A 24987-nucleotide genomic window follows, 5' to 3' on the forward strand; every position below is an offset into this window, starting at 1 on the left:
CGGACCCATGGAACGCTTTTCCGGCCTCTCGCTGCTCCGTCACGCCTTTGGCGGCCATCAGGGGTGGAAGCCCTTCTGGCGGGAGCCCGCGCCGAAAGCCGCCTATGACGCGGTGATCGTCGGTGGCGGCGGGCATGGGATCGGCGCCGCCTACTACCTCGCCAAGGAGCACGGGCTGCGGAATATCGCGGTCCTGGAAAAGGGATGGCTCGGCGGCGGCAATACGGGACGCAATACCACCATCATCCGCTCGAACTACCTCTTCCCCGAGAGCGCGGCGCTCTACAACCACGCGCTGAAGCTATGGGAGACGCTGTCGGAAACCCTCAACTACAACACGATGTATTCGCCGCGTGGCGTGCTGATGCTGGCGCATACGGTGCACGACGTGCAGGTGTTCAGGCGGCATGTTCATGCGAACCGCGCGGCCGGGGTCGATAACGAGTGGCTTGATGCGGCGCAGTGCAAGGCTTTCTGCCCACCGCTGAACATCAGCGACAATATCCGCTACCCCGTCGTCGGCGGCGCTTTGCAGCGGCGGGGCGGCACGGCGCGTCATGATGCGGTGGTCTGGGGCTATGCCCGTGCCGCCGATGCGATGGGCGTCGATATCATCCAGAACTGCGGCGTGACCGGAATTCGCCGCAACGCGGCCGGAGCGGTCGAGGGTGTCGAGACCGAGCGCGGGTTCATCGCGACGCCGAAGGTGGGTGTTTCGGCGGCGGGCAATACCAGCGTGGTGATGGCGATGGCCGGGCTGCGCATGCCGCTGGAAAGCTACCCTTTGCAGGCCTTGGTGTCGGAGCCGGTGAAGCCGGATTTCCCCTGTGTCGTCATGTCCAATACGGTCCACGCCTATATCAGCCAGTCCGACAAGGGCGAGATGGTGATCGGCGCCGGAACGGACGCCTATACGAGCTATACGCAGCGCGGCGCGATGCATATCGCCAGTCACACGCTGGATGCGATCTGCGAGCTATTCCCCGCTTATCGCAGACTTCGCATGCTGCGGAGCTGGGGGGGCATCGTGGATACGACGCCTGATCGCTCGCCGATCATCGGCAAGACGCCGGTGCCGGGGCTCTACGTCAATTGCGGCTGGGGCACGGGCGGTTTCAAGGCGACGCCGGGTTCCGCTCATGTCTTCGCGCATACCATCGCGCGGGACGAGCCGCATCCGATCAACGCGCCCTTCAGCCTCGAACGCTTCCGCACCGGCCGCTTCATCGACGAAGCCGCCGCGGCGGCGGTGGCGCATTAGGAGCCGGGACCGATGCTTCTCATTCCCTGCCCCTATTGCGGCGAGCGCCCGGAATTGGAATTCCGCTATGGCGGACAGGCGCATATCGCGCGGCCCGAGAACCCCGCCGCATTGAGCGAGGAGGATTGGGCTGGATTCCTCTATATGCGCGACAATGAGAAGGGCGTGCATGCCGAGCGCTGGCGCCACGTCCATGGCTGCGCGCGCTTCTTCAATGTCGTGCGGGACACCACAACGGATCGCATCCTAGGCAGCTACAAAGCCGGTGAAACGCGGCCGGAGACTCTGCGATGAGCGACGCTTTCCGCACCGCGAGCGGCGGCCGCATCGATCGCGCGCGGCGTCTCGCTTTCACCTTCGATGGCCGCGCCCTTACGGGCTTCGCCGGCGATACCCTGGCTTCCGCGCTGATCGCGAATGGCGTTCACCTGGTCGGCCGCTCCTTCAAATATCATCGCCCGCGCGGCATCATGTCGGCCGGATCGGATGAGCCGAATGCGCTCGTCACCGTCATCCGGGACCGCGCGCGCCAAGCACCGAATCTGCGGGCGACGCAGGTCGAAATCTATGAGGGTCTGACAGCGATCAGCCAAAACCGCTGGCCGAGCCTCGATTTCGATATCGGCGGCATCAACGACCGTGTTTCCCCGCTTCTGCCGGCGGGCTTCTACTACAAGACCTTCATGTGGCCGCGTGGCTTCTGGGAGAAGGTCTACGAGCCGCGTATCCGCGCCGCCGCCGGTCTCGGCCGCGTGCCGGAGGGTCCCGACCCCGATCGCTATTTGCAGCGCAACGCGCATTGCGAGGTGCTGGTGATCGGCTCCGGTCCCGCCGGACTCGCCGCAGCCCTTGCCGCCGCCGAGAGTGGCGGGCGCGTCATCCTGTGCGACGAGCAGAACGAAATGGGCGGCTCGCTGATCGCCGACCACACCTCCAGCATCGCCGGCAAGCCAGCGGCCGTTTGGGTAGCCGAGACACTCGCACAACTCACCGCCATGCCGCGCGTCACGCTGCTGCCGCGCACCACGGCTTTCGGCTATTACCCGCACAATCATCTAGGCCTGGTCGAGCGTGTGACGGACCATCTCGCGACGCCTGATCCGGGCCAGCCGCGCGAAAGACTGTGGCAGGTGCGGGCAAAGGAGGTTGTGCTCGCCTCAGGCGCGATCGAGCGGCCACTGACTTTCCCCGACAATGACCGCCCCGGCATCATGCTCGCCGATGCCGCGCATGCCTATGTCACGCGCTATGGCGCGATACCGGGTGGCCGCGCCGTGCTGGCGACGGCGAATGACAGTGGCTACCGCGCGGCGCTCGCGCTGCACGAAGCGGGCGTCGAAATCGCCGCCGTCGCTGATTTGCGCCAAGCGCCGAGTGGCGATTGGCTGGATGCGGCGCGTCGGGCCGGGCTGCTGGTCGAGACCGGCGCCACGGTTACGGGCACGACGGGGCGAATGCGGCTTGCGTCCGTTTCGCTGGCGAGGGTCGATGGCGAGGGCGGCGTCGGGGGCACGCGCGAGATTGGCTGCGACCTGCTGCTGATGGCGGGCGGCTGGACGCCCTCGGTGCATCTCTTCTCGCAGTCCCTCGGCAAGCTTCGCTTCGACGAGACGTTGCAGGCCTATGTTCCCGGCGCGGCGCCGCAGCGGATACGAGTCGCGGGAGCCGCCGCCGGCATCTACGACCTTGGGAGCGCGCTAGACAGCGGTTTCAGCGCCGGCGCGGCAGCGGCTGGCGGTGACGGGAAGCGCAACTTTGTGGTTGTGGCAGCCGCCGCGGATACCGGCAGCGTGCTCGGCAGCCTGCCGCATGACCGTGATCCGACAAAAGTCCGGGCCTTCGTCGATTTCCAGAACGACAGCACGGCCAAGGATCTGAAACTTGCGGTGCGGGAAGGCTTCCGCTCGGTCGAGCATGTAAAGCGCTATACGACTACGGGCATGGCGACGGACCAGGGCAAGACGAGCAATATGCCCATGCTCGGCATCCTGTCCGAGGCGCAGGGCAAGACCATCCCAGAGGTCGGCTTCACCACCTTCCGCCCGCCCTATACGCCGACGACCTTCGGCAATTTCGCAGGTACCGCACGTGGCGAGCAGTTCGATCCCGTGCGCCGCACGCCGACCCACGCCTGGGCGGTCTCGCAAGGCGCCGTCTTCGAGGATGTCGGCCTGTGGAAGCGCGCGCGCTATTTCCCGCAACGCGGCGAGGACATGCATGCGGCGGTGCTGCGCGAATGCCGCGCGGTTCGTGCGGGCGTCGGCATCTTCGACGGCTCGACCCTCGGCAAGATCGAGGTGGTAGGGCCGGATGCCGCCGAGTTCATGAACAGGATGTACGTCAATCCCTGGACGAAGCTCGGCACGGGGCGTTGCCGCTACGGAATCATGCTTCGCGAGGACGGCTTCGTGATGGATGACGGTGTTGTCGGCCGCCTCGCGCCGGACCGCTTCCACGTCACCACCACGACCGGCGGCGCAGCGGCCGTGCTCAACATGATGGAGGACTATCTGCAGACGGAGTGGCCCGATCTCCGCGTCTGGCTGACCTCCGCCACCGAGCAATGGGCGGTGATCGCCGTCCAGGGACCCGCCGCGCGCGCGGTTCTGGAGCCGCTGGTCGAGGGCATCGATCTATCGGCAGTGGCGCTGCCTCACATGGCACTGGCCGAGGGCACGATCTGCGGCGTTCCGACGCGGCTGTTTCGGGTGAGCTTCACCGGCGAGCTGGGCTTCGAGATCAACGTGCCCTCGGATTACGGCCAAGCCGTTTGGGAAGCGGTCTACGCGGCGGGCATACCGCATGGTATCACCCCTTACGGTACCGAATCGATGCATGTGCTGCGGGCCGAGAAGGGCTTCATCATCGTGGGTCAGGAGACGGATGGCACGGTGACACCCGATGACGCGGGCCTCACCTGGGCCGTCGGCAAGGCCAAGCCGGATTTCGTGGGCAAGCGGTCACTCAGCCGCTCCGGGATGATGGATGCGAACCGGAAGCAGCTGGTGGGACTGATGAGCGCCGATAACGTGACGGTGCTGGAGGAAGGCGTGCAGATCGTCGCCGATCCAAATCAGCCGGTGCCGATGAGCGTGCTGGGGCACGTCACCTCCTCCTATCTCAGCCCAAGTTTGGGCCATCCCATCGCGCTGGCGCTGCTCGCGGGCGGCAGGGCGCGGCATGGCGAGACGCTGCATGTGCCGATGCCGGGCGGCCGGTCGATCGCCGTGCAAGTGGTGCCGCCCGTTTTCTATGATCCGGAGGGAACACGGCTCAATGGTTGAACGTCCCGCCCGGCTGCCTGCCCTGCCCGCCTCGGTGATCGGCGCCGACGGGGTGACGCTCAGCCCCGCGCCCGACGGCGCGCGCTTCGTCTTTCGTGGGCCGGAGGGCGCGGCTCAGGCGGCGGATGAGGCTTGGGGTACGCCGCTTTCGCGTGTCGCCTGCCGCGCGACGATGGCGATGGGCCGGGCGGCGCTGTGGCTCGGTCCCGACGAATGGCTGCTGCTGGCGCCGGGCGAGGAGCCGGAGACGGTGGCGGCACAGCTCGCGGCTCGGCTGCCGGGGATCGGGCATGCGCTGGTGGATGTGTCGCATCGCCAGACGGCTCTGATCCTCTCGGGGGTGCTGGCCGAGACGGTGTTGGCGGGAGGCAACCCGCTCGATCTCGATATCGGTGCGTTCCCGGTGGGGATGTGCACGCGAACCTTGCTCGGCAAGAGCGAGATCGTGTTGTGGCGAACGGGGCGGGAGACGTTTCACATCGAGGTCTGGCGATCCTTCGCGCCGTACGTGTGTGAGTTCTTGCGCGAACACATGCGTGAATTCGGTGGCTGAGAAACGTCGCAACCCTCTTCACCCCACCCTGCAAGGGAGGGGCCGGGGGTGGGTTCTCGCGCGTGCCGAACCTCCCTTTCTGAAACCCTATATCAAACCACCCCCACCCCCTCCCTTCCAGGGAAGGGAGCCACATGCGGCTTTCGGGCCATGATCAGCGTTTTCGAGCTGTTCAAGATTGGGATCGGGCCGTCCTCCTCGCACACCGTCGGGCCGATGAAGGCCGCGTTTGCCTTCGCCAAGGCGTTGGAGCCGGTGGGGCTGGATCGCGTTGCGCGCCTGCGGGTGACTTTGATGGGGTCCCTCGCCTGGACCGGCAAAGGCCACGCAACAGACACGGCGGTGATGCTCGGCCTCGCCGGCGAGATGCCCGATAGCGTGACCGCCGCCGATGCGCGGCGGATCATCGACGACGCACGCGGCGCCCATCGCCTGCTGCTGCTCCGCCGTATGATCCCCTTCGAGCCTGGCACCGACATCATCTTCGACACGGAGGCGGCAACGCCCGTCCACGCCAATACGATGGAATTCGCGGCTCTGGACGCCGCCGGCGCCGTGCTCCATGCCGAACGCTGGTGCTCCATCGGCGGCGGTTTCGTATTGCGCGAGGCCGAGGTCGGCGCACCGCCTCCGGATGATGCAATTGCTCTCCCCTACCCGTTCCGCTGCGGCGACGAGATGCTGCGGATGGGGCAGCTATCGGGCCTCACGATCGCCGAGATGATGTGGGCGAATGAGCGGGCCCTGCGCGGTCAGGCCGAGATCGAGGCGCTCATCGACCGCATTATCGCGGTGATGATGGACAGCATCGACCGAGGTATCGCGGCCGAGGGCGAGTTGCCCGGCGGGCTGAAGGTGCGCCGCCGTGCCCGCGCCTTGCTTGCACGGATGGAGGCGGCAAGCCGGCGCAACGATCCGCTGCCGCATACGATGCTCGACCGCGTGAGCCTCTACGCCATCGCGGTGAATGAGGAGAATGCCGCCGGCGGCCGGGTGGTGACGGCACCCACCAACGGCGCGGCGGGCGTAGTGCCGGCGGTGATGCGGCACTATCGCGACCACTGCCCCGACCCGACCACCGAGGGGTTGCGCGATTTCATGGTGACGGCGGCGGCGATCGGCGCGCTGTTCAAGATCAACGCCTCGATCTCCGGCGCCGAGATGGGGTGCCAGGGCGAGGTCGGCGTTGCCTGCTCGATGGCCGCCGCCGGCCTCTGCGCGGCGCTGGGTGGCACCAATGAGCAGATCGAGAATGCGGCCGAGATCGGAATGGAGCATCATCTCGGCATGACATGCGATCCGGTCGGCGGGCTGGTGCAGATCCCTTGCATCGAGCGCAACGCTTTCGGCGCGATCAAGGCGATCAACGCGGCCTCGCTGGCTTTGCATGGGGATGGCACGCATCGGGTGTCGCTGGACCAGGTGATCGCCACGATGCGCCAGACCGGCATGGACATGCAGTCGAAATACAAGGAGACGTCGCTGGGCGGCTTGGCGGTGAATTTCACGGAGTGCTGAGCCGGTAAGCGGGCGGGGGTGGCACTCTATTCACGATTCCGACCCTGCTTCCCTTGCCGGACGGCAAGAGTTTCGCGCGACACAGGAGAATTCGGATGCCGATCTACGCGACCTTCGGAACCAACGACATCGAGAAGGCGACCGCCTTCTATGACGAACTGCTCGCTATGATCGGCGCCTCGCGGGTTGGCGCGATCGATCGCGGCATCTTCTATGGCCGTGGCATCATGGAATTCGGTATCCTGAACCCGGCCAACGGCGGCGCGGCGGCCGTGGGGAATGGCGCGATGATCGCGCTCGATGCACCGTCGCGCGCCGTTGTGGACGCAATGCATGCCAAGGCCCTGACACTGGGGGCGAGTTGCGAGGGTCCGCCCGGTATGCGGGACGATGATCCCGATGGCTTCTACGGCGCCTATTTTCGCGATCCCGAAGGCAACAAGCTCTGCGCCTTCCATATCGGCCCAGCCTGAGGCCAGCGGCTTCCCCATCCGTTCCGGAAAGGGGATGTTTACCGGAGTGACGTCGGCATGGTCGCGGATCTCTATCGAGGACGGATTGCGGAGGACGGAACGACGACAGGCCTGCGGGCCAAGCCGCCGCTATCCGTCGGCTTCATCCTGGCCGATAACTTCACCCTCTCCGCCTTCTCGCTCTTCGTCGATTTCCTGCGCCTGGCCGCCGATGAGGGCGACCGCAGCCGCCATATCCTGTGCCGTTGGACAGTCATGTCCTCACGCGGCGAGCCCGCGAAGGCCAGCTGCGGCGTCAGCATCGCGCGAAACAGCGCCTTCCTCGATCCGAGAGGCTTCGACTACATCGTGGTGGTTGGCGGCCTGCTGCATGCCGGGCCGCAGATGGATGCCGAGACCACCGCCTATCTGACCGCGGCGGCGAAAGCGGGCGTGACGCTGATCGGCCTTTGCACCGGCGGCTTCATGCTTTGTCGCGCCGGGCTGATGAAGGACCGCCGCTGCTGCGTGAGCTGGTACCACCACCAGGACTTCACCAGCGAATTCCCCGACCACAAGGTCATCGCCGACCGGCTGTTCTTCGTCGATGGCAACCGCATCACCTGCTCCGGCGGCGCCGGCACCGCCGATCTGGCGAGCTTCCTCATCGAGCGGCACATCGGCCGCGCCGTCGCCCAGAAGGCGCGGCATGTGCTGCTGCTCGACCGCGCCCGCTCCGGCAGCGAGGCGCAGCCGCACCCGCCGGTGGCCGAGGAGATCGTCTCGGACGAGCGGGTGCGCCGGGCCTTGCTGCTGATGGAGCAGCATGTCGCCGACCCGCTGCCCATCGCCGAACTCGCCTCCCGCCTCTCGATCTCGCCGCGCCAGCTGGAGCGGCTGTTCCAGAGCGTGATGGGCGTCCGCCCGGCCTCTCACTACCGGCTGCTGCGGCTGCGCTATGCGCGCTGGCTGTTGGACCATACGGATCTCTCGATCACCGAGATCGCGCTGGATGCGGGCTTTGCCGACTGCGCCCATTTCTCGCGCAAATTCAAGGCGCTGCACGGCATCACCCCGACCGACTGCCGGCTGCGGGAGCGCCAACCTCAGGTCGAGCCCGAAGATCTCGCGATGATGGTGACGCGCCGCCCTGAACATCTGGCGGGCATGCGTATCTTCGAGTAGCGCCCGGGCGCGGATTTTGGCAAAAACCATGTCGCATTGGCGCAACCCGGGAAGCTGCGGCGCGATCAGGATGCGCTGGGATGCCGACCCGAGACCCGACGCCGCCGGCATCCATTAGAGAGTGGGAGATCAGGGACATGACCGCCCTGGGCAAGAGCCTCATTTCCGACGAGACGCGCGCGGCCCTCCGCTCCCTCATCGCGCGCCGCCAGCCGGGCCACAGCCTGGAATCGCCGTTTTATACCAGCCCCGAAATCTTCGCGGCCGATATGGAATACATCTTCGGCCGCCACTGGATCTATGTCGCGGTCGAGCCGGAGATCGCCGAGGCCGGAGACTACGTGACGGTCACGCTGGGCCTCAATTCCATCGTCATTCTGCGGAACGACGACATGGAGCTGCGGGCTTTCCACAATGTCTGCCGCCATCGCGGCTCCAAGCTGGTGCATGAGGAGAGCGGTGCGGTCGGCAATCTGGTCTGCCGTTACCACCAGTGGACCTATAATCTCGAAGGCAATCTCATCTACGCCGAGCATATGGGCGAGGATTTCGACACCAGCTGCTTCGGGCTGAAACCGGTGCATGTGCGCTCGGTCGCCGGCCTGATCTTCATCTGCCTGGCCGCCGAGCCGCCGGACGATATCGACGCCATGGAAGCGGCAATGAATCCCTATCTGCTGCCGCACGACGTGAAGAACTGCAAAGTGGCGACCTCCTTCGACCTCATCGAGCGTGGCAACTGGAAGCTCACCATGGAGAATAATCGGGAGTGCTACCATTGTTCCGGCAACCATCCGGAGCTGACCATTCCGCTTTTCGCCTATGGCTTCGGCTTTGCGCCCGGCCAGATGGACGAGACGGAACTAGCGCAGGCCGAGCGCTATGACACGCTGGTGCAGACATCCCATAAGCATTGGGAAAGCTGCGGCATCGCTTCGGCCGAGGTCGATCACCTCGACGACATGATCACCGGTTTCCGCACGCAGCGGCTGCCGATCGATCAGGCGGGCGAGAGCCAGACGCTCGATACGCATGTGGCGTCGAAGAAGCTGCTGGGCGCTCTGACGGATAGCAAGCTGGGCGGTCTGTCGTTCTGGACGCAGCCGAATTCCTGGCACCATTTCATGAGCGACCACATCGTGACCTTCACGGCGATCCCAATCGACGCCGAACACACCTTGGTCCGCACCAAATGGCTGGTGCACAAGGATGCGCGCGAGGGGATCGATTACGACCTCGAAAACCTCACCAGCGTCTGGAATGCGACAAATGCGCAGGATGCCGGCTTGGTCGAGATCGCCCAGGCCGGGGCACGCACGCCGGCTTACGAGCCGGGACCCTATTCGCCTTATACCGAGATGCTGGTTGAGAAATTCTGCAAATGGTATCTCGGCCGCCTCTCCGACGGGCTGGCCTGAGCGAAATGGCTGACGCCACGCCCGAGACTCCGCGCATTCTGTCCTCTCGGCGCCAACTCGTCGCGACGGAGCTGGATGCGCGCCTGCCGGACTGGGATTCCGAGGAGGATGACGTGCTGGTCTGCCGCGCGGTGCGGCAGGAAACGCATGACGTGCGGACCTTCGTCTTCTCGGGGCGTTCGCCGCGCCGGCACCATTACAAGCCGGGCCAGTTCATCACGCTGGATCTCAATATCGATGGCCAGTCGGTCAATCGCTGCTACACGATTTCCTCCTCGCCGACCCGGCCGCATCTGATTTCGATCACCACCAAGCGGTTTGCCGGCGGCGTGGTGAGTCCCTGGCTGCATGACACGATGAAGCCGGGCGTCGAGATCCGCGCGATCGGGCCAATGGGCGAGTTCAACTGTGTCGATTTCGCCTCGCCGAACGGAAAGTATCTGCTGCTGTCGGCTGGCAGCGGGATCACACCGCTGATGTCGATGGCGCGCAGCTTCCATGACCTCGCGATGGAGACCGACGTGCTGTTTCTCCACAGCGCGCGCAGCCCCGCCGACATCATCTTCCGCAGCGATCTGGCGATCATGGCGCGCTCGCCCGGGTTTCGCGCGATTCCGATCTGCGAACACGATAGTCCGGACGAAAGCTGGACCGGGCTGCGCGGGCGTATCACCTTGCCGATGTTGCAGATGGTGGCACCGGATTTGATGGAACGGGAGGTCTTCGCTTGCGGCCCGGCGCCCTATATGGCGGGCATTCGCAGCATGCTGACCGGCGCGGGCTTCGACATGGCGCGCTACCATGAGGAAAGCTTCAAGTTCGAGGATCTGGCACCCTTGGACGCGGCGATCGCGCCGCCCGCCAACACGGCCAATGCGGTCGCGACCTACAAAGTCGAATTCACCAAAAGCCGCCGTACCATCGAGGTTCCGGCCGATACCCATGTATTGGCGGCGGCGCGGGCGGCGGGGATGCGCCTACCCTCCTCCTGCACACGCGGCTTGTGCGGAACCTGCAAGAGCAAGCTGTTGTCTGGAGAGGTCGCGATGCAACACCAGGGCGGCATCCGCCAGCGCGAGATCGATCAGGGCATGGTGTTGATCTGCTGCTCCAAACCCCTGAGCGATCTGGTGATCGAGCGATAGGGATCGATTGCGCACTTGCGATTCTGACCATGGTGGCTCGAACAATGTCTTCGATCCTGGACGCACCCGTCACCGTCATGGCACGCGAAGGCGTGGATGCCCGGCCTGCGCCGAGCATGACGAGGTAGCCGATGTCCCTCCTTCTCTACACCACAGTCGGCGTCAGCGATCTGCCGAGAGCCATCGCGTTCTACGACGCCGTATTTGGCGTGCTCGGCGCATCGCGATCACCGGGATCGACCGACGGTTTCTTCAGCTGGGGTCCCGACTACGATGGCGGCGTGAGCTTCTGGATCTGCAAGCCCTTTGACGGACAGCCGCCAACCGCAGGCAATGGCACGATGATCGCGTTGCGGGCTGGCAGCGAGGCGGAGGTGATCGCCTTCCACGACGCGGCGCTGGCCCATGGCGGCACCAGCGACGGCGCGCCAGGCACGCGCAGCTATTACGAGCCGAGCTTCTACGTGGCCTATGTGCGTGATCCGGACGGCAACAAGCTCGCCTGCGTCTTCCATCACCACAAGCCGGACGCCGCCTGACTTTGGCTTAGCTCGACGCGCCTAAAGACCAAAGGCTCCGCTTGACGATCCCGTAGCGGGCAGCCGGTTGACGGCGCGAGAGATTGGGCGTCAGTGCCCGCCGAGCTTTTTCGCAGGCGGCCCAGTCGTTGATATTCGGCAGGGACGGGATGGTGACGAGTTCGCCCTGATCCAGCCCGGCGAGCGCCGCATCGACGAGATTCTCGCTGGTCATCACCATCGTCGGCGGAAGGTTCTCGACAGGCTGGCCGGCGATACCCCAGAACTCGGTCGCGATGGCTCCAGGCAGCACGGCCTGGACACGCACGCCTTTCGCCGCGAGTTCGTGGTGCAGCGACTGGCTGAAGGCCAGAACATAGGCTTTGCTGCCCCCGTAAACGCCATTAAGCAGTTCCGGCGCGATCGCGACGATCGAGGCGATGTTGATGACCGCACCTCTTCCGCGCGCGACGAAACCGGGTGCGGCGGCGAAGGTCAGCCGGGTCAGCGCGGTGACGTTGAGCGCGATCATCGCCTCCATCTTGTCGATGTCGGAGGCGAGCAGAGGCGCCGTCGCCCCGAAGCCGGCATTGTTCACCAGCATGCTGAAGCGGCTCTCGGTGCGGAGCATGGCCTCAATGCCCGCCAAATCGGCTTTGTCGCCCAGATCCGCCGCCACGGTTTCAATGGAACGGCCTGTCTCCTCCCGCAGCCGTTTCGCGAGAGCTTCGAGGCGCTCCCGGTTTCGCGCGACCAGAACGAGATCGCAACCGCGCCGGGCAAGGCGGTCTGCATAGACCGCGCCGATGCCCGAAGAGGCACCCGTGATGAGGGCCGAGCCCTGGTTTTCGAGAGAATCCATAATGCCGCTTCCTCCCTTGCCGGCGGAGCACCAGCGTTCCGCAGAGGTCTAGGTCGATGTGGCGATGGCTCGTATGGCGAATATCCCGATTTTGATGGCATTTGGGAGTCATTCGTACTGCGCATCGGATTTGTCTTGCGCTTCGGCGTGCGACACTCCCGACGGTGCCGCGTAAGTAGTTTATAGGGCGAAGCCTATGTCCTCCGACCTCACACGCCTCTCCGCCATCGACCTCACCCGACGCGTCGCGGCGCGTGAGGTTTCCTGCGTCGAGGTGATGACCGCGTTTCTCGACCACATCGACGCGACTAACCCGTCCGTTAACGCCATCGTCTCCCGCGTCGAGCGCCCCGACCTCCTGGCGCAGGCGGCGGCGCTGGACGGCGGACCGACGCGCGGGCCGCTGCATGGACTGCCCTTCGCCGTAAAGGACCTTGAGGAGACGGCCGGGCTCCGCAGCACGCAGGGGTCGCCGCTGTTTCGGGATCATGTGCCGGAGACCGACAGCATCATGGTGTCGCGGCTGCGGGCGGCGGGCGCGATCTTCATCGGCAAGACCAACGTGCCGGAATTCGGCTACGGCTCGCAGACCTACAATACGGTCTTCGGCACCACCCTCAACGCCTATGACCAGGGCCGCACGGCCGGCGGCAGCAGCGGCGGGGCGGCGGTGGCGCTGGCGACGCGCATGGTGCCGCTGACGGATGGCAGCGATCATGGCGGCTCGCTGCGCAACCCCGCCGCCTTCAACAACGTCTTCGGCTTCCGCCCCAGTCCGCAGCGTATTCCCGAGGCGGATGCGGCGGACGTTCTCAATGCCGGGATGGCGGTGCTCGGGCCGATGGCGCGCAGTGTCGCCGACCTCGCGATGCTCTTCGCGGTCCAGCTTGGCCCAGACCCGCGCGCGCCACTTTCTCTGCGCGACCCCGCGGAGGCGGTGACGGCACCGCTCGATGCTGCGGTGGCGGGCCGCCGGATCGGCTGGCTGGGTGATCTCGGCGGACATCTGCCGATGGAGCCCGGCATTCTGGCGCTCTGCGAGGATGGGCTGCGGGTGCTGGAGGCGCAGGGCATGCAGGTCGAGCCGCTCGCCATCGGGTTCCCGATGGAGGAGGTCTGGCAGGCCTGGATCACGCTGCGAAGCTGGGGCATCGCCGCCTCGCGCGGTGACGATTTTCGCGACCCCGCGCGGCGCGCTCTGCTCAAGCCGGAGGCGCAATGGGAGACCGAGCGCGGGCTGGCGCTCTCCGGTTCCGCGATCAGCGCCGCGCTGGCGGTGCGGACGCGGTGGTTCCGCCATCTGCTGACGGTATTCGAGCGTTTCGACTACCTGGCGCTGCCCTCCGCGCAGGTATTTCCCTTCGGCGCGGAGACGCATTGGCCGCAGGAAATCGCAGGGCGAGGGATGGATAGCTATCACCGCTGGATGGAGGTCGTCGTGACATCGACGATGGGCGCGCTGCCGGCGCTGAATGTGCCGGTCGGGTTCAACCCGGGCGGCCTGCCCATGGGGATGCAGTTGATCGGGCGGCCGTACGCTGACCTCTCCTGCCTGCAACTAGGCCAGGCCTATGACCGGGCGACCCGATGGCCGGAGAAACACCCGCCACCGATCATCGCCAGTCGCTAATCTTCCATTGGCCCGGCGAAATCCTTCTGTTGCCAATTGCCAAGCGGTTCCTATCCTGTCCGCGCTGCTCTCTCCGTACCGAAGGACGACCCGATGAAGACCCAGGCGCGCGTTGTAGTGATCGGCGGCGGCGCCGTGGGCGTGGGCACGCTCTACCATCTCGCCAAGAAGGGTTGGAGCGATGTCGTTCTCATCGAACGGCGGGAGCTGACCTCGGGTTCCACCTGGCACGCCGCCGGGCTGCTGCCGCTGTTCAACCTCAGCTATTCCGTCGGCCAGCTGCACAAGTATTCGCTGGAGCTGTACCGGGGGCTCGAGGCCGAGACCGGACAGAATGTCGGCCTGTCGCGCGTCTCCAATATCCGCCTCGCCCGCACCCAGGACCGGCTCGACGAATATAAGTATTACGCCGGCGTGGCGCGCACCATCGGCGTACGGACGGACTTTCTGACGCCCATTGAGGTGAAGGAAATCTGGCCGCTGATGGAGACCGGCGACATCATCGGCGCAATCCAGCATGTCGATGACGGCTATATCCAGCCCGCCGACCTCACCCAGGCTTTCGCCACCGGCGCCCGCAAGCGCGGCGCGGAAATCTATCGCAATACCACCGTGACGGCGATCACCCAGAAGCCGAACGGCGAATGGCTGGTGACGACCGACAAGGGCGAGATCACCTGCGAGCATGTCGTCTCCGCCACCGGCAATTTCGCGCGCAAGACGGGCGAGATGGTGGGGCTCGATATCCCGGTGATCCCGGTCGAACACCAATACATCGTGACCGAACAGCATCCGCTCATCATGGAGCGCCGCGCCAAGGGATTGCCCGAGATGGGCGTGCTGCGCGAGGCAGACTCGTCATGGTACATGCGCGAGGAAGCCGGCGGGTTGCTGCTCGGGCCGTACGAGGTCGGCGCGCCCTGTTGCTACGTCGATGGTCCCTCGCCGCAGTCCGAATACGAGCTGTTCCAGGAGGATCTCGACCGCCTCGCGCCCTATATCGAGACCGCCATCGAGCGCGTGCCGGCATTCGGAGAGGTGGGCGTCAAGAAAGTCTACAACGGCGCCATCGCCTATACGCCGGATGGCAGCCCGATCGTCGGGCCGGCCTGGCACCTCAAGAATTTCTGGCTCAACGAGGGCCATAGCTTCGGCATCACGGCTGCCGGTGGCGCAGGCTGGCAATTGGCGGAATGGATCGTCGAGGGCGAGCCTTCGGTCGATATGATGGGCGTCGATCCGCGCCGTTTCGGGCCCTATGCCGGGCGCGGCTATCTGCGGCAGAAGACCGAGGAAGCCTATGCCAAGGTCTTCAGCATACACTATCCCGAGGAGGAGCGCGGCGCCGCGCGTGGCCTCAAGCGCTCGCCTTGCTACGACCGCATGGCGGCGAAAGGCGCGGTGTTCGGCACGGTCTATGGCTGGGAGCGGCCGGGCTGGTTCGCGCCGGAAGGCTATGCGCTGTCGGAGGCCGATCTCGCCAAACCGAATGTGCTGGTGAACGAGAACCACGCGGAGCCCGAAAAGGACGGCCGCATCCGCGAGAAATGGAGCTTCCGCCGCTCCAACGCCTTCGACTTCGTCGGCCGCGAGGCAAAGCATGTGCATGAGAAGGTCGGCCTGCTCGACATGAGCGCCTTCGCGAAATTCGAGATTTCGGGTCCGGGCGCCGCCGAATGGCTCGACCAAATCCTGACCAACAAGACGCCGAAGCCAGGGCGCGTCTCGCTGTCTTATCTGCTGACCAAGCGCGGCGGTGTGCGTGCGGAATTCACTGTCTTCGGCATAGGCGCGAATAGTTTCTACCTCGTCTCCGCTGGCGCGCTGGAGCGTCACGACAGCGACTATCTGTTCAAGCTGGTGCCCACCGATGGCAGCGTCACCTTGCAGAAGGTGACGACACAGTATGGCGTTTTCGTTCTCGCCGGACCGCGCTCGCGGGCGCTGCTCGCGAAGCTGACCGAGACGGATCTGTCGAATGCGAGCTTCCCCTGGCTGACGGGCAAGATGATCTCGGTGGGGACGGCGACGGCGCTGGCCATGCGCGTCAACTATGTCGGCGAGTTAGGATGGGAGCTGCACCACCCGATCGAGATGCAGAACTACCTGTTTGACCTGCTGTTCGAGGCGGGTGCGGAGTTCGAGCTGCGGCCCTTCGGCATCAAGGCGATGGACGCGCTGCGGCTGGAAAAGTCCTACAAAATTATCCCGCGCGAGATGTCGATCGAATATTCGGCCTACGAGTCTGGTCTCGATCGCTTCATCTCGCTGAAAAAGGGCGATTTCATCGGCAAGGACGCTTTGCTGGCCTGGAAGGAACGCGGCGTGGGCAATGCGTTTGTCACGCTGGAAGTGCATGACGTGACGGATGCGGATGCGCGCGGGTCGGAGCCAATCCATATCGCCAATGAGCTGGTCGGCCGCACAACATCCGGCGGCTTTGGCTGGCGCGTGAGAAAATCCTTGGCGCTCGCGATGGTGCGGCCAGATCTCGCGAAAGCCGGGCAGGCTTTGGAGGTGACGATCCTGGGTGAGCGCCACCGCGCGACGGTGATCGCCGATTCACCCTTCGACGCAGCGAATGATTCGCTAAGAGGCTGACCACAACCTCGGAACCTCCGCCATGCGATTGCGCGACGCCGCTTTTGCTCTTGCCTTCCTCGCGGCGCCGGCGGTCGCGCATGCGGATACCATGCTTGAACTGTCCGCCGCAGGCGCGGTGGAGGCAAAGCCGGATGAGTTGCGGGCGGCTTTGACGGCTTCGGCAGCGGCGGCGAACGCGGCTGCCGCGCAGTCGCAGGTGAATGACGCAGTCACGCGCGCCTTGGCGGCGGCGAAGACGGCTCCCGCAGTGACGGCGAGCACCGACGCCTATTCCGTCTGGCACGAGACGGATCCGAAGGATGTCTGGCGCGCCAGTCAGGGCGTCGCATTGCGCTCGAAGGATGGCGGCGCGCTGCTCGGCTTGGTGGGAACGTTGCAGGCTCAGGGCCTCGCGGTGAATGACCTAGGCTGGCAACTCACGACCGAGGCGCGAGACGCGGCCTATGCGCAGGCGATGGCGAAGGCGATCACGGCACTTGAGGTTCGCGGCCGGGTGGTCGCCAGGCTGCTGCACCTCACCTTCATCGGTTTCCAGCGGATGAGTGTCGGCGAGGATGGCGGCAGCGCGCGGCCCATGCCGATGATGCGCATGATGGCCACCGCCGCACCGTCCGGCCCGCCGAATGCGCAGGCGGACAGCCAGACGGTGACCGCGACGGTTTCAGGCACCGCGCGGCTGATTACCGGCGAGTAGTACGAACAGCATCTCGTCGCTAGCGGCGAGATGACCCGTTCAGCAGCCACCATCGTCATGCTCGGCGAAGGCCGAGCATCCACGCCTTGTCTGCGTGACATAGGCAAACCGTGGATGGCACGGGGTGCCCCGCACGCCTTCGCGTGCCATGACGGTGGGGAGTCGGCCGATCGCCCGGTTTGCGCTGCTCACACTAGCCGTTGCTCAAAACCCCTCCAGCACGATCTTTCCAATCGCCGTGCCCTTCTCCATCGTCTCATGCGCCCGCTTGAGGTTTGCGGCATTGATCGTGCCGTAATGCTCGCCGCGCGTGGTGCGCAGAACGCCGCGGTCAACCAGGCGCGCGACGAGTTCGAGAATCGTCTGCTGCTCGACCATGTCGGCGGTGTGGAAAACCGAGCGCGTGAACATCGACTCCCAGTGCAGCGCGATCGACCGCGACTTCAGTTCGCGCGCGTCAAAAGGCTGCGGATCGTCGATAAGCCCGATATGGCCCTCCGGCATAACCGCCTTCACAAGCTCGCCAAAGGCCGGCGTATTCGTGCTGAACACGTAATCCACGCCCTTCAGCCCGAGATCTGCGAGTTGCCCGGAGAGGCTGCGCTTGTGGCTGATCACGTCATGCGCGCCCATCTCCTTGCACCAGGCAACCGTCTCGGGCCGGCTCGCGGTCGCGATCACGCGCAGGCCGGTGAGCTTGCGCGCAAGCTGAATCGCCATCGAGCCGACACCGCCGGCGCCCCCAATCATCAGCAGCGTGCCCGAACTCACCTTGGCATCGCGCGGAATGCGAAAACGGTCGAACAGCATTTCCCACGCGGTCAGCGCCGTGAGCGGCAAAGCCGCCGCGTCGGCGAAGGAGAGCGAACGCGGCTTGTGGCCGACGATGCGCTCATCCACGAGATGAAACTCGCTGTTGGTACCTGGGCGGTTGATGGTACCGGCGTACCAGACCTCGTCGCCGATGCTGAAGTGCCGCACGTCCGGACCCATGCCTCGGACAATGCCGGCCGCGTCGAAACCGAGAACACGCTCCTCACCCAGCGGCTCGGCGGTGCGGCGCACTTTCGTATCGACCGGATTGACCGAGACCGCCTTGATCTCAACCAGCAGGTCGGCGTGGCGCGGATGCGGTTCGGGGTGATGGACGTCGATCAGGGCATCCTCATGCGTGATCGGATAGGCGTGGGTGAAGGCTACTGCTTTCATGCGCAACTCCTTGGTCCAAAGCGAGGCGGGTTCACCCGAGAAGGGCGGCGTAAGCTGTGTCCGAATGGTTCGTTGGAGAAGCGGAATTGGCGCTCAGCCGATACGCATGAGGCGCGGTCCATCCCGCCTCAGCCAGGCGGCGTCACGCTCCCATCCCGCATGCAGTTCGCCGACCAGCGACCAGAAAGCGCGGCCGTGATCGAGGTGCCGCAAATGCGCCGCCTCATGCGCGGCCACATAGGCCTGGATCCTCGGCGGTGCCATGACGAGGCGCCAACTAAAGGCGAGCGTGCCATCCGGCGCGCAACTGCCCCAGCGACTGCGCGTATCCTTGATCAGAACCCGGCGGGGTTTCAGCCCGGCGACGGTGGCCTTCTCCCAGGCGAGCGCGGTGAGGCGGCGCCGCGCCTCCAGCCTGAGGCAGTCGGCAACGCGCCGCCGGAGAAAGGCTGGATCGCCCGAAACGATGATCTCGCCAGCCTCGATCGAGGCAGCGCCTGGCCGATGTCTGTGGTGTCGGATGGCATGCGGCGTGCCATGCACCGGCACTTCCGCGCCATCGGCGAAAACGATGCTTTCCGGCAGTGCCGCCAACCGTCCCCTCACCCAATCCGCATGGTCCTTCAGCATCGTCAGACCGGTGCGGCGGGAGGAACGCATGGGGAGGGTGACGACCACCGTGCCGTCGCGCGGATCGATGCGCAGAGTAAGGCGCCGGGCGTGACCGCTGCGCCGCCATTTCACCTGAACGGGGCCGCCGGGCATGGCGACGGTCTCGATCTCCGGCTCGGTCGCGACGAGCCGGCTTACGGGCATCGGACTCAGCGTCCGGTCGTGATCCGCTCGAAGAGCTGCTTCACCGTCGGGATGAAGCCGTTCGAGTAGAAGGGATCGAGCGCGAAGCGGAAGCCGTTATGACCGCTGAACATGAGATTGTCCTCGGTCGTTTCCTGCCGTTCCGCCTCATGGCCGATAGTCTGCAAGGTCTTCTGGATGCAGAAGCTACGCGGATCGGCCTTCTTGCCGTTCGAGTAGTCGGGCGCTTCCTGACTCCAGTTCGAGAAGCGGCACTGGCTAAGACAGCCCATGCAATCGACCTGGTCCTGGTAGATCTGCCCCGCGGTTTCGGGGGTGACAAAGATCAGCGTGGTGTCCGGCGTGCGCAGCGCCTCGGTAAAGCCCTGGGAGGCCCATTTGCGCACTCGCGCGAGGTCCTGGCGGGTCAGATAGACGATACGCTTGCGCGGGCCGACACCGAACTCGGCCAGATGCTCGCCCACGATCTCCGTGGTGTAGGCGACCTGTCGCTCGCTGCGGCCACGCAGTTCCTGGATGAAGCCGTTATTGACCGCGCTCGAATAGAAGCCGGTGGGGCTGAAGCGGTTGAGGAAGATGTCGCCCTTTTTGAGCGTGAGCAGCTTCTGCTTCCAGTTCGCGCCAATCGGGCTTTCCACGGTCAGCAGCGGACGCGTACCGAACTGGAAGGCGATAGGGCCAAGATCGGGATTGTCGATCCAGTCCTCCCACTCCTCCAGCCACCAGACGCCGCCGGCCATGATGATGGGGGTATCATCGAGCCCGAAGGCGCGCATCTGCCGGCGCAGAGCCAGCACGCGCGGGAAAGGATCCTCGGGTCTCGACGGATCCTCGCCGTTCGACAGGCCGTTATGGCCGCCAGCGAGCCAGGGATCCTCATAGACGACACCGCCCAGGAGGTTTGATGCCTTGTGATAGGCGCGCTTCCATAAGGCGCTGAAAGCGCGGGCCGAGGAGACTATGGGGTAGTAGTGGACGCCGAAACGTGTCGCGATGTCGGACAGGCGATAGGGCATCCCGGCGCCGCAGGTCAGGCCGTTGATGAGGCCCTTGGCCCCTTCCAGTACCCCGGTAATGACGCGTTCGGCCGCGCCCATCTCCCACAGGATATTGGCGTTGATCCGGCCCTTGCCGCCGTTAATCTCATGGGCCTGCTGCGCCTGGGCGATGCCGCCGGAGATCGCATAGGCGACGAGTTCCTCATGCCGGTCCCGCCGGGTCCGGCCGTGATAGACCTGCGGGATCGGGCGCCCGTCCTCGTCATAGCTATCCGCGTTCACCGCGCTGAAGGTGCCGATGCCGCCCGAGGCCGCCCAGTGGCCGCAGGTTTCCCCGTCCGTGACCGCCACGCCCTTGCCGCCCTCGACAAGCGGAAGCACGTCCACCCCGCCCATCCGTATCGCGTTCAGCGCCTTCATGACCTCATTTCCGATTGGCTCAGGACCCGCCCCGTCGCCGGTGTCTCGCCTAGCCTCCGGAGCGACAGGCCCTCGCCGGATCGGCCGGGCGCCCTTTTGCCACTGCGTGAACGAATTCCCTAGCGTGCCGAGTGGGTTTTCCACAAGTGGATTGCTGAGCGCCACTCCCATGCACAGCTCATGAAACTAGCGTGAGGGGGTGTTTTAGCCGCCGCGGCAAATCTACAACGATGACAGAAGCGGGTTACCCCGGTTCAATGGACGCCATGGATACCGAAGACCGGCCCCCGCCCCTCGTCGTCTTAGAGCCCGCGCCCCAGACGGCGGCGGTGATCTTTGCCTCGCCCCATTCCGGCGCGCACTACCCGCCTGACTTCCTCGTGGCGAGCCGCCTCACCGCCCATACACTCCGGCGGAGCGAGGATTTTTGTGTCGACCGGCTGTTCGCGGCAGCCCCCAGCCGGGGCGCCCCTCTGATCTCCGCCACTTTCCCGCGCGCCTATTGCGATCCGAATCGCGAACCATGGGAACTCGATCCTAGCATGTTCGAGGATCCCTTGCCGGCCTGGGTCACCACCAGCAGCGTCCGCATCGGCGCCGGGCTGGGCACGATCCCCCGGATCGTCGCCTCGGGCGAGGCGATCTACGACCATAAGCTCCGATTCGCGGAGGCCGAGGCGCGCATCCACCTGTGCTGGGAGCCGTATCACCACGCGCTCAAGGGCCTGCTCGACCGCACCCGCGCGACTTTCGGGCGCTGCCTGCTCGTGGACTGCCACTCGATGCCTTCGATGACGGGGGCCACGACGCCCGATATCGTGCTCGGCGACGCCCATGGCACGTCCTGCGCCGGGATCATCACCCGGCGAACCGAGGAGTTCCTCACCCTTCGCGGCTATAGCCTGCGGCGGAACGACCCCTATGCCGGGGGTTTCGTGACCCGGCACTATGGCCGGCCGCGCGATCAGGTGCATGGCCTGCAGATCGAGATTGCCCGTCGCCTCTACATGGACGAGCACCGGATGGAACCGCATGGCGGGTTTCGGAGCTTGCAAAGGGATCTTTCGGATCTGGTTACCTATATGACGAGCGACGGCTTCCTGCCGTCCTGACGGATCGTCCCATCGGCACCCAGCTTCTCTAGGAGTCTACCTTCATGCGTCTGCTTCCCCTATTCGGCGCGCTGGCGCTGGTCGCGGCGTCCGGCATTTCAGCAGCCCGGGCCGAGCCCGGCGGCTGTCTGAAATACGGCGCGGTCGGCGCGGTCGGCGGCCATCTGATGCATCATGGCGTCCTAGGCGCGGCGGGCGGCTGCGCGGCGGGAATGTACAAGCGCCACGAATACCGCAAGCATGAGAAGGAAATGCAGGAACAACAGGAAATGCAGGAAGTGAAGCCCACCGGCAGCGGGCAGAACCTCTAGCCCGGCGCGTTCCGGTGGAACTCGGCATCTACAGCTTCGGCGAGACGCGCCACGATCCCGCGACCGGGCGCCAGATCGACGCCGGACAGCGGATGCGCGACCTCGTCGAGGAAATCGTGCTGGCGGATCAGGTCGGGCTCGATGTCTTCGGCCTCGGCGAGCATCACCGGCCGGATTACGTGGTCTCTGCCCCCGCCGTGATCCTGGCAGCCGCAGCAGCGCGGACACGGCGCATCCGGCTCACCAGCGCCGTCACCGTGCTGAGTTCCGAGGATCCGGTGCGGGTCCTGCAGGATTACGCGACGCTCGACCTGCTGTCGGAGGGTCGCGCGGAGATCATGGCGGGGCGCGGCTCCTTCATCGAGTCGTTCCCGCTCTTCGGCTACGCCCTGGACGACTACGAGTCGCTGTTCACGGAGAAGCTCGATCTCCTCGTGAAGCTGCGGGCGGATCAGGGAATTACCTGGAGCGGCGAGCATCGGGCGGCGCTGACGGGCGAGCCAGTGTATCCGCGATCCGAGCAGGCGAGCCTACCCATCTGGGTGGCGGTCGGCGGCACTCCGGCCTCAGCCTCGCGGGCGGCCCGGCTGGGGCTGCCGATGGCGGTCGCGATCATCGGCGGCGAGCCGGCGCGGTTCGCGCCTTTGCTGGAGTATTATCGCGAGTCGGGGCGCCGGGCCGGTCACGCGGCCGCGGCCCTGCCGGTCGGCATCAACTCGCACGGTTTCGTCGCCGACAGCGCGGAACAGGCGGCGGCGGAGTTCTACCCATCCTTTGCCGAAGTCATGAACCGGCTTGGCCGCGAGCGCGGTTGGAGCGCCATGTCCCCGGCTCAATATGACGAGATGCGCGGACCGCGTGGCGCCCTGCTGATCGGCGGGCCGGAGGAGGTGGCGGAGAAGATCTTGGCGCAGCACGCGGTGCTGAAGCACCAGCGATTCTTGCTGCAGGTCAGCGTCGGGCCGATGCCGCATGACCGGATCATGCGGGCGATCGAGCTTTTTGGCACACGGGTGGCGCCTATTGTGCGGGCAGAAGTGGCGCGGCGGGAAGCGGCTTGACGGCCGGTTCGTCATGCTCGGCGAAGGCCGAGCATCCACGCCTTTACTGCCTCGCCCGAGAAAGAAAGGCGTGGATCCTCGGCCTTCGCCGAGGATGACGAGGAGACAATTCCCGGTGCAGGTTGCTGGCGCAGCCGCACCGGCCAAAAGTGCCTAAACCCGATCCGCGTAGTCCAGACGTTCCACGCTGCCATCCGCCCTACCGACGATCGCGTCTCTGGCAATGCCGATGAACAGCCCGTTTTCCACCACCCCGGCGATCTGATTGAGAGCGATGGCGAGTGGCTCGGGATGGGTGATCGCCTGAAGATAGCAGTCAAGGATGATGTTGCCGCTATCCGTCAGGAACGGCGCGCCGTCGCCGCCGCGCAGCCGGAACTCGACGTCGCCGTAACCGCTCTCGACGAAGAGCGCGCGCAGTTGGCGTTCGGTGGAGAAACGGCCGAATCGCAGCACTTCGACGGGCAAGGGGAAGCGGCCGAGTTGGGTCACCGTCTTGCTGTCGTCGATCACGGCGGTGTAGCGCCGCGCGGCGGTTGCGACGATCTTCTCGCGCAACAGGAAGCCACCACCGCCCTTGATCATTTGCCCGGCGCCGTCGATCTCGTCCGCGCCGTCCAGCGCGAGGTCGAGCTCCCCGACGCTATCCAGATCGACGATGGGAATGCCGGCGGCAAGTGCGAGTGTCTTGGTCTCCTCGGAGGTCGGGACGCCGGTGATGCGCAGCCCCTCCTCCCTCACGCGGCGGCCGAGGCTGGTGACGAAGCGGTGCAGCGTGCTGCCGGAGCCAATGCCGAGCAACATGCCGTCCTCGACAATCCCGGCCGCGGCATCCGCCGCGACCTGCTTGGCCTGGTCCTGCTTGCTGTCGGGCATCTGGTTCAGCCCCCGGCGCGGGTAGGTTCGGCGACGCGCACCACGAGCTTACCGAAATTATGGCCGCGGAGGAGTTCGATGAAAGCCTCCGGCGCGTTTTCGAGGCCGTCCACGACATGCTCGCGATAGCGCAGGCTGCCCTCGGCGACCCATGGCGCCGCGAGTTCGCGCCACTCGGCGAAACGCTCCGGTTTGTCGCTGACGATGAAACCCTCGATGCGGAGACGCTTGCGAACGGCGGCCATGAGATTCGGTCCGGGACGCGGCTTGGCGTCGTTATATTCGGCGACCATCCCACAGAGGATCATGCGGCCGAAATTATTGAGCAGCGGAAAGACGGCTTCCTGAAGATCGCCACCGACATTCTCGAAATAGACGTCGATGCCATTCGGACAGGCGTCGCGCAGGGCGGCATCCATGTCCATCACGCCGCGATGATCGACGCAATCGTCGAACTCCAGAACCTCCTGCACGAACATCGACTTATCGGAATTGCCGGCGACACCAACGACGCGCGCGCCGGCCCGTTTGGCGATCTGGCCCGCGACCGAGCCGACCGCGCCGGAGGCGGCGGAGATCAACACCGTTTCGCCGGCTTTCGGCTGGCCGATATCCTTCATTGCCGAATAGGCCGTGGTGCCGGGCATGCCGAGAATGCCGAGATAGGCGGAGAGCGGGATGTTGCCGCCATGTGCGGCCGGCAGCGGCACCAGTTGGTCGCCATGGGTCACGAGGTGGCTTGCCCAGCCCCGGGGATTCTGGACGATCTGGCCCGGCGTGAAGCGCGGATCCTGGGAGGCAACGACCTCGCCAATAGTCTCGCCGGTCATCATTCCGCCGATCTCGACCGGTGGGGCGTAGGATGGGCGGTCGCTCAGCCGGCCACGCATATAAGGATCGAGTGACAGCCAGAGCGTGCGGGTCAGCACCTCACCGGGGCCGGGGTCCGGGATGGTGCTTTCCTCCATCGAGAAGTCGTCGACATGCGGCAATCCCTTGGGCCGCTGGCGCAGGGCGATCGTGCGGCGGAGAGAACTCATCGGCACATCCTTCTGGCGGT

General features: G+C 65.6%; 21 protein-coding genes and 1 pseudogene. 16 read left to right on the forward strand and 6 right to left on the reverse strand.

The window, feature by feature from the left end:
• Positions 1-7 precede the first annotated feature (7 nt).
• The 10 genes from GSQ83_RS19210 (at position 8) to GSQ83_RS19255 (ending at position 11355) form a co-directional block, all read left to right on the forward strand.
• The gene (locus GSQ83_RS19210; RefSeq protein WP_158804493.1) at positions 8-1261 is read left to right on the forward strand and encodes a sarcosine oxidase subunit beta family protein; all 1254 of its coding nucleotides are present in this window, start codon (positions 8-10) and stop codon (positions 1259-1261) included.
• Positions 1262-1273: 12 nt separating this feature from the next.
• Positions 1274-1555, forward strand: a complete 282-nt coding sequence (locus GSQ83_RS19215; protein ID WP_158804494.1) for a sarcosine oxidase subunit delta — start codon at positions 1274-1276, stop codon at positions 1553-1555.
• On the forward strand, positions 1552-4545 hold the full coding sequence (locus tag GSQ83_RS19220) for a sarcosine oxidase subunit alpha family protein (protein WP_158804495.1): 2994 nt from the start codon (positions 1552-1554) through the stop codon (positions 4543-4545). Before GSQ83_RS19215 ends, GSQ83_RS19220 begins: the two co-directional genes overlap by 4 nt.
• Complete coding sequence (locus GSQ83_RS19225; RefSeq protein WP_174246692.1) at positions 4538-5098, forward strand: sarcosine oxidase subunit gamma; 561 nt, start codon at positions 4538-4540, stop codon at positions 5096-5098. Before GSQ83_RS19220 ends, GSQ83_RS19225 begins: the two co-directional genes overlap by 8 nt.
• A gap of 150 nt (positions 5099-5248) precedes the next feature.
• The gene (locus GSQ83_RS19230; RefSeq protein ID WP_158804496.1) at positions 5249-6616 is read left to right on the forward strand and encodes an L-serine ammonia-lyase; all 1368 of its coding nucleotides are present in this window, start codon (positions 5249-5251) and stop codon (positions 6614-6616) included.
• 95 nt (positions 6617-6711) lie between these two features.
• The gene (locus GSQ83_RS19235) at positions 6712-7089 is read left to right on the forward strand and encodes a VOC family protein (protein ID WP_158804497.1); all 378 of its coding nucleotides are present in this window, start codon (positions 6712-6714) and stop codon (positions 7087-7089) included.
• A gap of 57 nt (positions 7090-7146) precedes the next feature.
• Positions 7147-8253: a GlxA family transcriptional regulator gene (locus tag GSQ83_RS19240; RefSeq protein WP_158804498.1), complete on the forward strand. Its 1107-nt coding sequence runs from the start codon at positions 7147-7149 to the stop codon at positions 8251-8253.
• A 137-nt stretch (positions 8254-8390) separates the two neighbouring features.
• On the forward strand, positions 8391-9671 hold the full coding sequence (locus GSQ83_RS19245) for an aromatic ring-hydroxylating dioxygenase subunit alpha (protein WP_158804499.1): 1281 nt from the start codon (positions 8391-8393) through the stop codon (positions 9669-9671).
• A 5-nt stretch (positions 9672-9676) separates the two neighbouring features.
• A complete protein-coding gene (locus tag GSQ83_RS19250; RefSeq protein ID WP_158804500.1) occupies positions 9677-10816 on the forward strand; it encodes a hybrid-cluster NAD(P)-dependent oxidoreductase in 1140 nt (379 codons plus the stop codon).
• 131 nt (positions 10817-10947) lie between these two features.
• Positions 10948-11355 (forward strand): VOC family protein, encoded by a 408-nt coding sequence (locus GSQ83_RS19255; protein WP_158804501.1) that lies wholly within the window; start codon positions 10948-10950, stop codon positions 11353-11355.
• A gap of 7 nt (positions 11356-11362) precedes the next feature.
• Here the strand turns inward: GSQ83_RS19255 and GSQ83_RS19260 are convergent, their stop codons facing one another.
• Complete coding sequence (locus GSQ83_RS19260; protein WP_158804502.1) at positions 11363-12196, reverse strand: SDR family oxidoreductase; 834 nt, start codon at positions 12194-12196, stop codon at positions 11363-11365.
• A 196-nt stretch (positions 12197-12392) separates the two neighbouring features.
• On the opposite strand from GSQ83_RS19260, the gene GSQ83_RS19265 reads away from it, so the two are divergent.
• The 3 genes from GSQ83_RS19265 (at position 12393) to GSQ83_RS19275 (ending at position 17124) form a co-directional block, all read left to right on the forward strand.
• Complete coding sequence (locus tag GSQ83_RS19265) at positions 12393-13826, forward strand: amidase (RefSeq protein WP_158804503.1); 1434 nt, start codon at positions 12393-12395, stop codon at positions 13824-13826.
• Between the two features lie 93 nt (positions 13827-13919).
• Complete coding sequence (locus GSQ83_RS19270) at positions 13920-16427, forward strand: FAD-dependent oxidoreductase (RefSeq protein WP_158804504.1); 2508 nt, start codon at positions 13920-13922, stop codon at positions 16425-16427.
• A gap of 22 nt (positions 16428-16449) precedes the next feature.
• Complete coding sequence (locus GSQ83_RS19275; RefSeq protein ID WP_158804505.1) at positions 16450-17124, forward strand: SIMPL domain-containing protein; 675 nt, start codon at positions 16450-16452, stop codon at positions 17122-17124.
• A gap of 204 nt (positions 17125-17328) precedes the next feature.
• On the opposite strand, the gene GSQ83_RS19280 is transcribed toward GSQ83_RS19275, so the two are convergent.
• The 3 genes from GSQ83_RS19280 to GSQ83_RS19290 form a co-directional block, all read right to left on the reverse strand.
• Positions 17329-18333 carry a zinc-binding alcohol dehydrogenase family protein gene (locus GSQ83_RS19280; protein ID WP_158804506.1) on the reverse strand — a complete coding sequence of 335 codons (1005 nt, stop codon included), beginning with the start codon at positions 18331-18333 and terminating at the stop codon, positions 17329-17331.
• Positions 18334-18426: 93 nt separating this feature from the next.
• Positions 18427-19149 carry a M48 family metallopeptidase gene (locus tag GSQ83_RS19285; RefSeq protein WP_254065792.1) on the reverse strand — a complete coding sequence of 241 codons (723 nt, stop codon included), beginning with the start codon at positions 19147-19149 and terminating at the stop codon, positions 18427-18429.
• A gap of 5 nt (positions 19150-19154) precedes the next feature.
• Positions 19155-20567, reverse strand: coding sequence for a nitronate monooxygenase family protein (locus tag GSQ83_RS19290; protein ID WP_158804507.1), 1413 nt, complete (start codon positions 20565-20567; stop codon positions 19155-19157).
• Positions 20568-20833: 266 nt separating this feature from the next.
• Between GSQ83_RS19290 and GSQ83_RS19295 the strand changes: the two genes are divergently transcribed.
• The 3 genes and pseudogenes from GSQ83_RS19295 (at position 20834) to GSQ83_RS19305 (ending at position 23051) form a co-directional block, all read left to right on the forward strand.
• Positions 20834-21679: an N-formylglutamate amidohydrolase gene (locus tag GSQ83_RS19295; protein ID WP_254065793.1), complete on the forward strand. Its 846-nt coding sequence runs from the start codon at positions 20834-20836 to the stop codon at positions 21677-21679.
• Positions 21680-21723: 44 nt separating this feature from the next.
• A pseudogene (locus tag GSQ83_RS19300) lies at positions 21724-21927 on the forward strand (hypothetical protein); the annotation flags it as partial.
• A 77-nt stretch (positions 21928-22004) separates the two neighbouring features.
• Positions 22005-23051, forward strand: a complete 1047-nt coding sequence (locus GSQ83_RS19305) for an LLM class flavin-dependent oxidoreductase (protein WP_158804509.1) — start codon at positions 22005-22007, stop codon at positions 23049-23051.
• A gap of 153 nt (positions 23052-23204) precedes the next feature.
• Here GSQ83_RS19305 and rpiA read toward each other — a convergent pair whose 3' ends face one another.
• Complete coding sequence (gene rpiA, locus GSQ83_RS19310; protein WP_158804510.1) at positions 23205-23927, reverse strand: ribose-5-phosphate isomerase RpiA; 723 nt, start codon at positions 23925-23927, stop codon at positions 23205-23207.
• Positions 23928-23932: 5 nt separating this feature from the next.
• On the reverse strand, positions 23933-24967 hold the full coding sequence (locus GSQ83_RS19315) for an NADP-dependent oxidoreductase (RefSeq protein WP_158804511.1): 1035 nt from the start codon (positions 24965-24967) through the stop codon (positions 23933-23935).
• Between the last annotated feature and the right edge of the window lie 20 nt (positions 24968-24987).

This window comes from Acidisoma sp. L85, from assembly GCF_009765865.1.
In the GTDB taxonomy this organism is placed as follows: domain Bacteria; phylum Pseudomonadota; class Alphaproteobacteria; order Acetobacterales; family Acetobacteraceae; genus Acidisoma.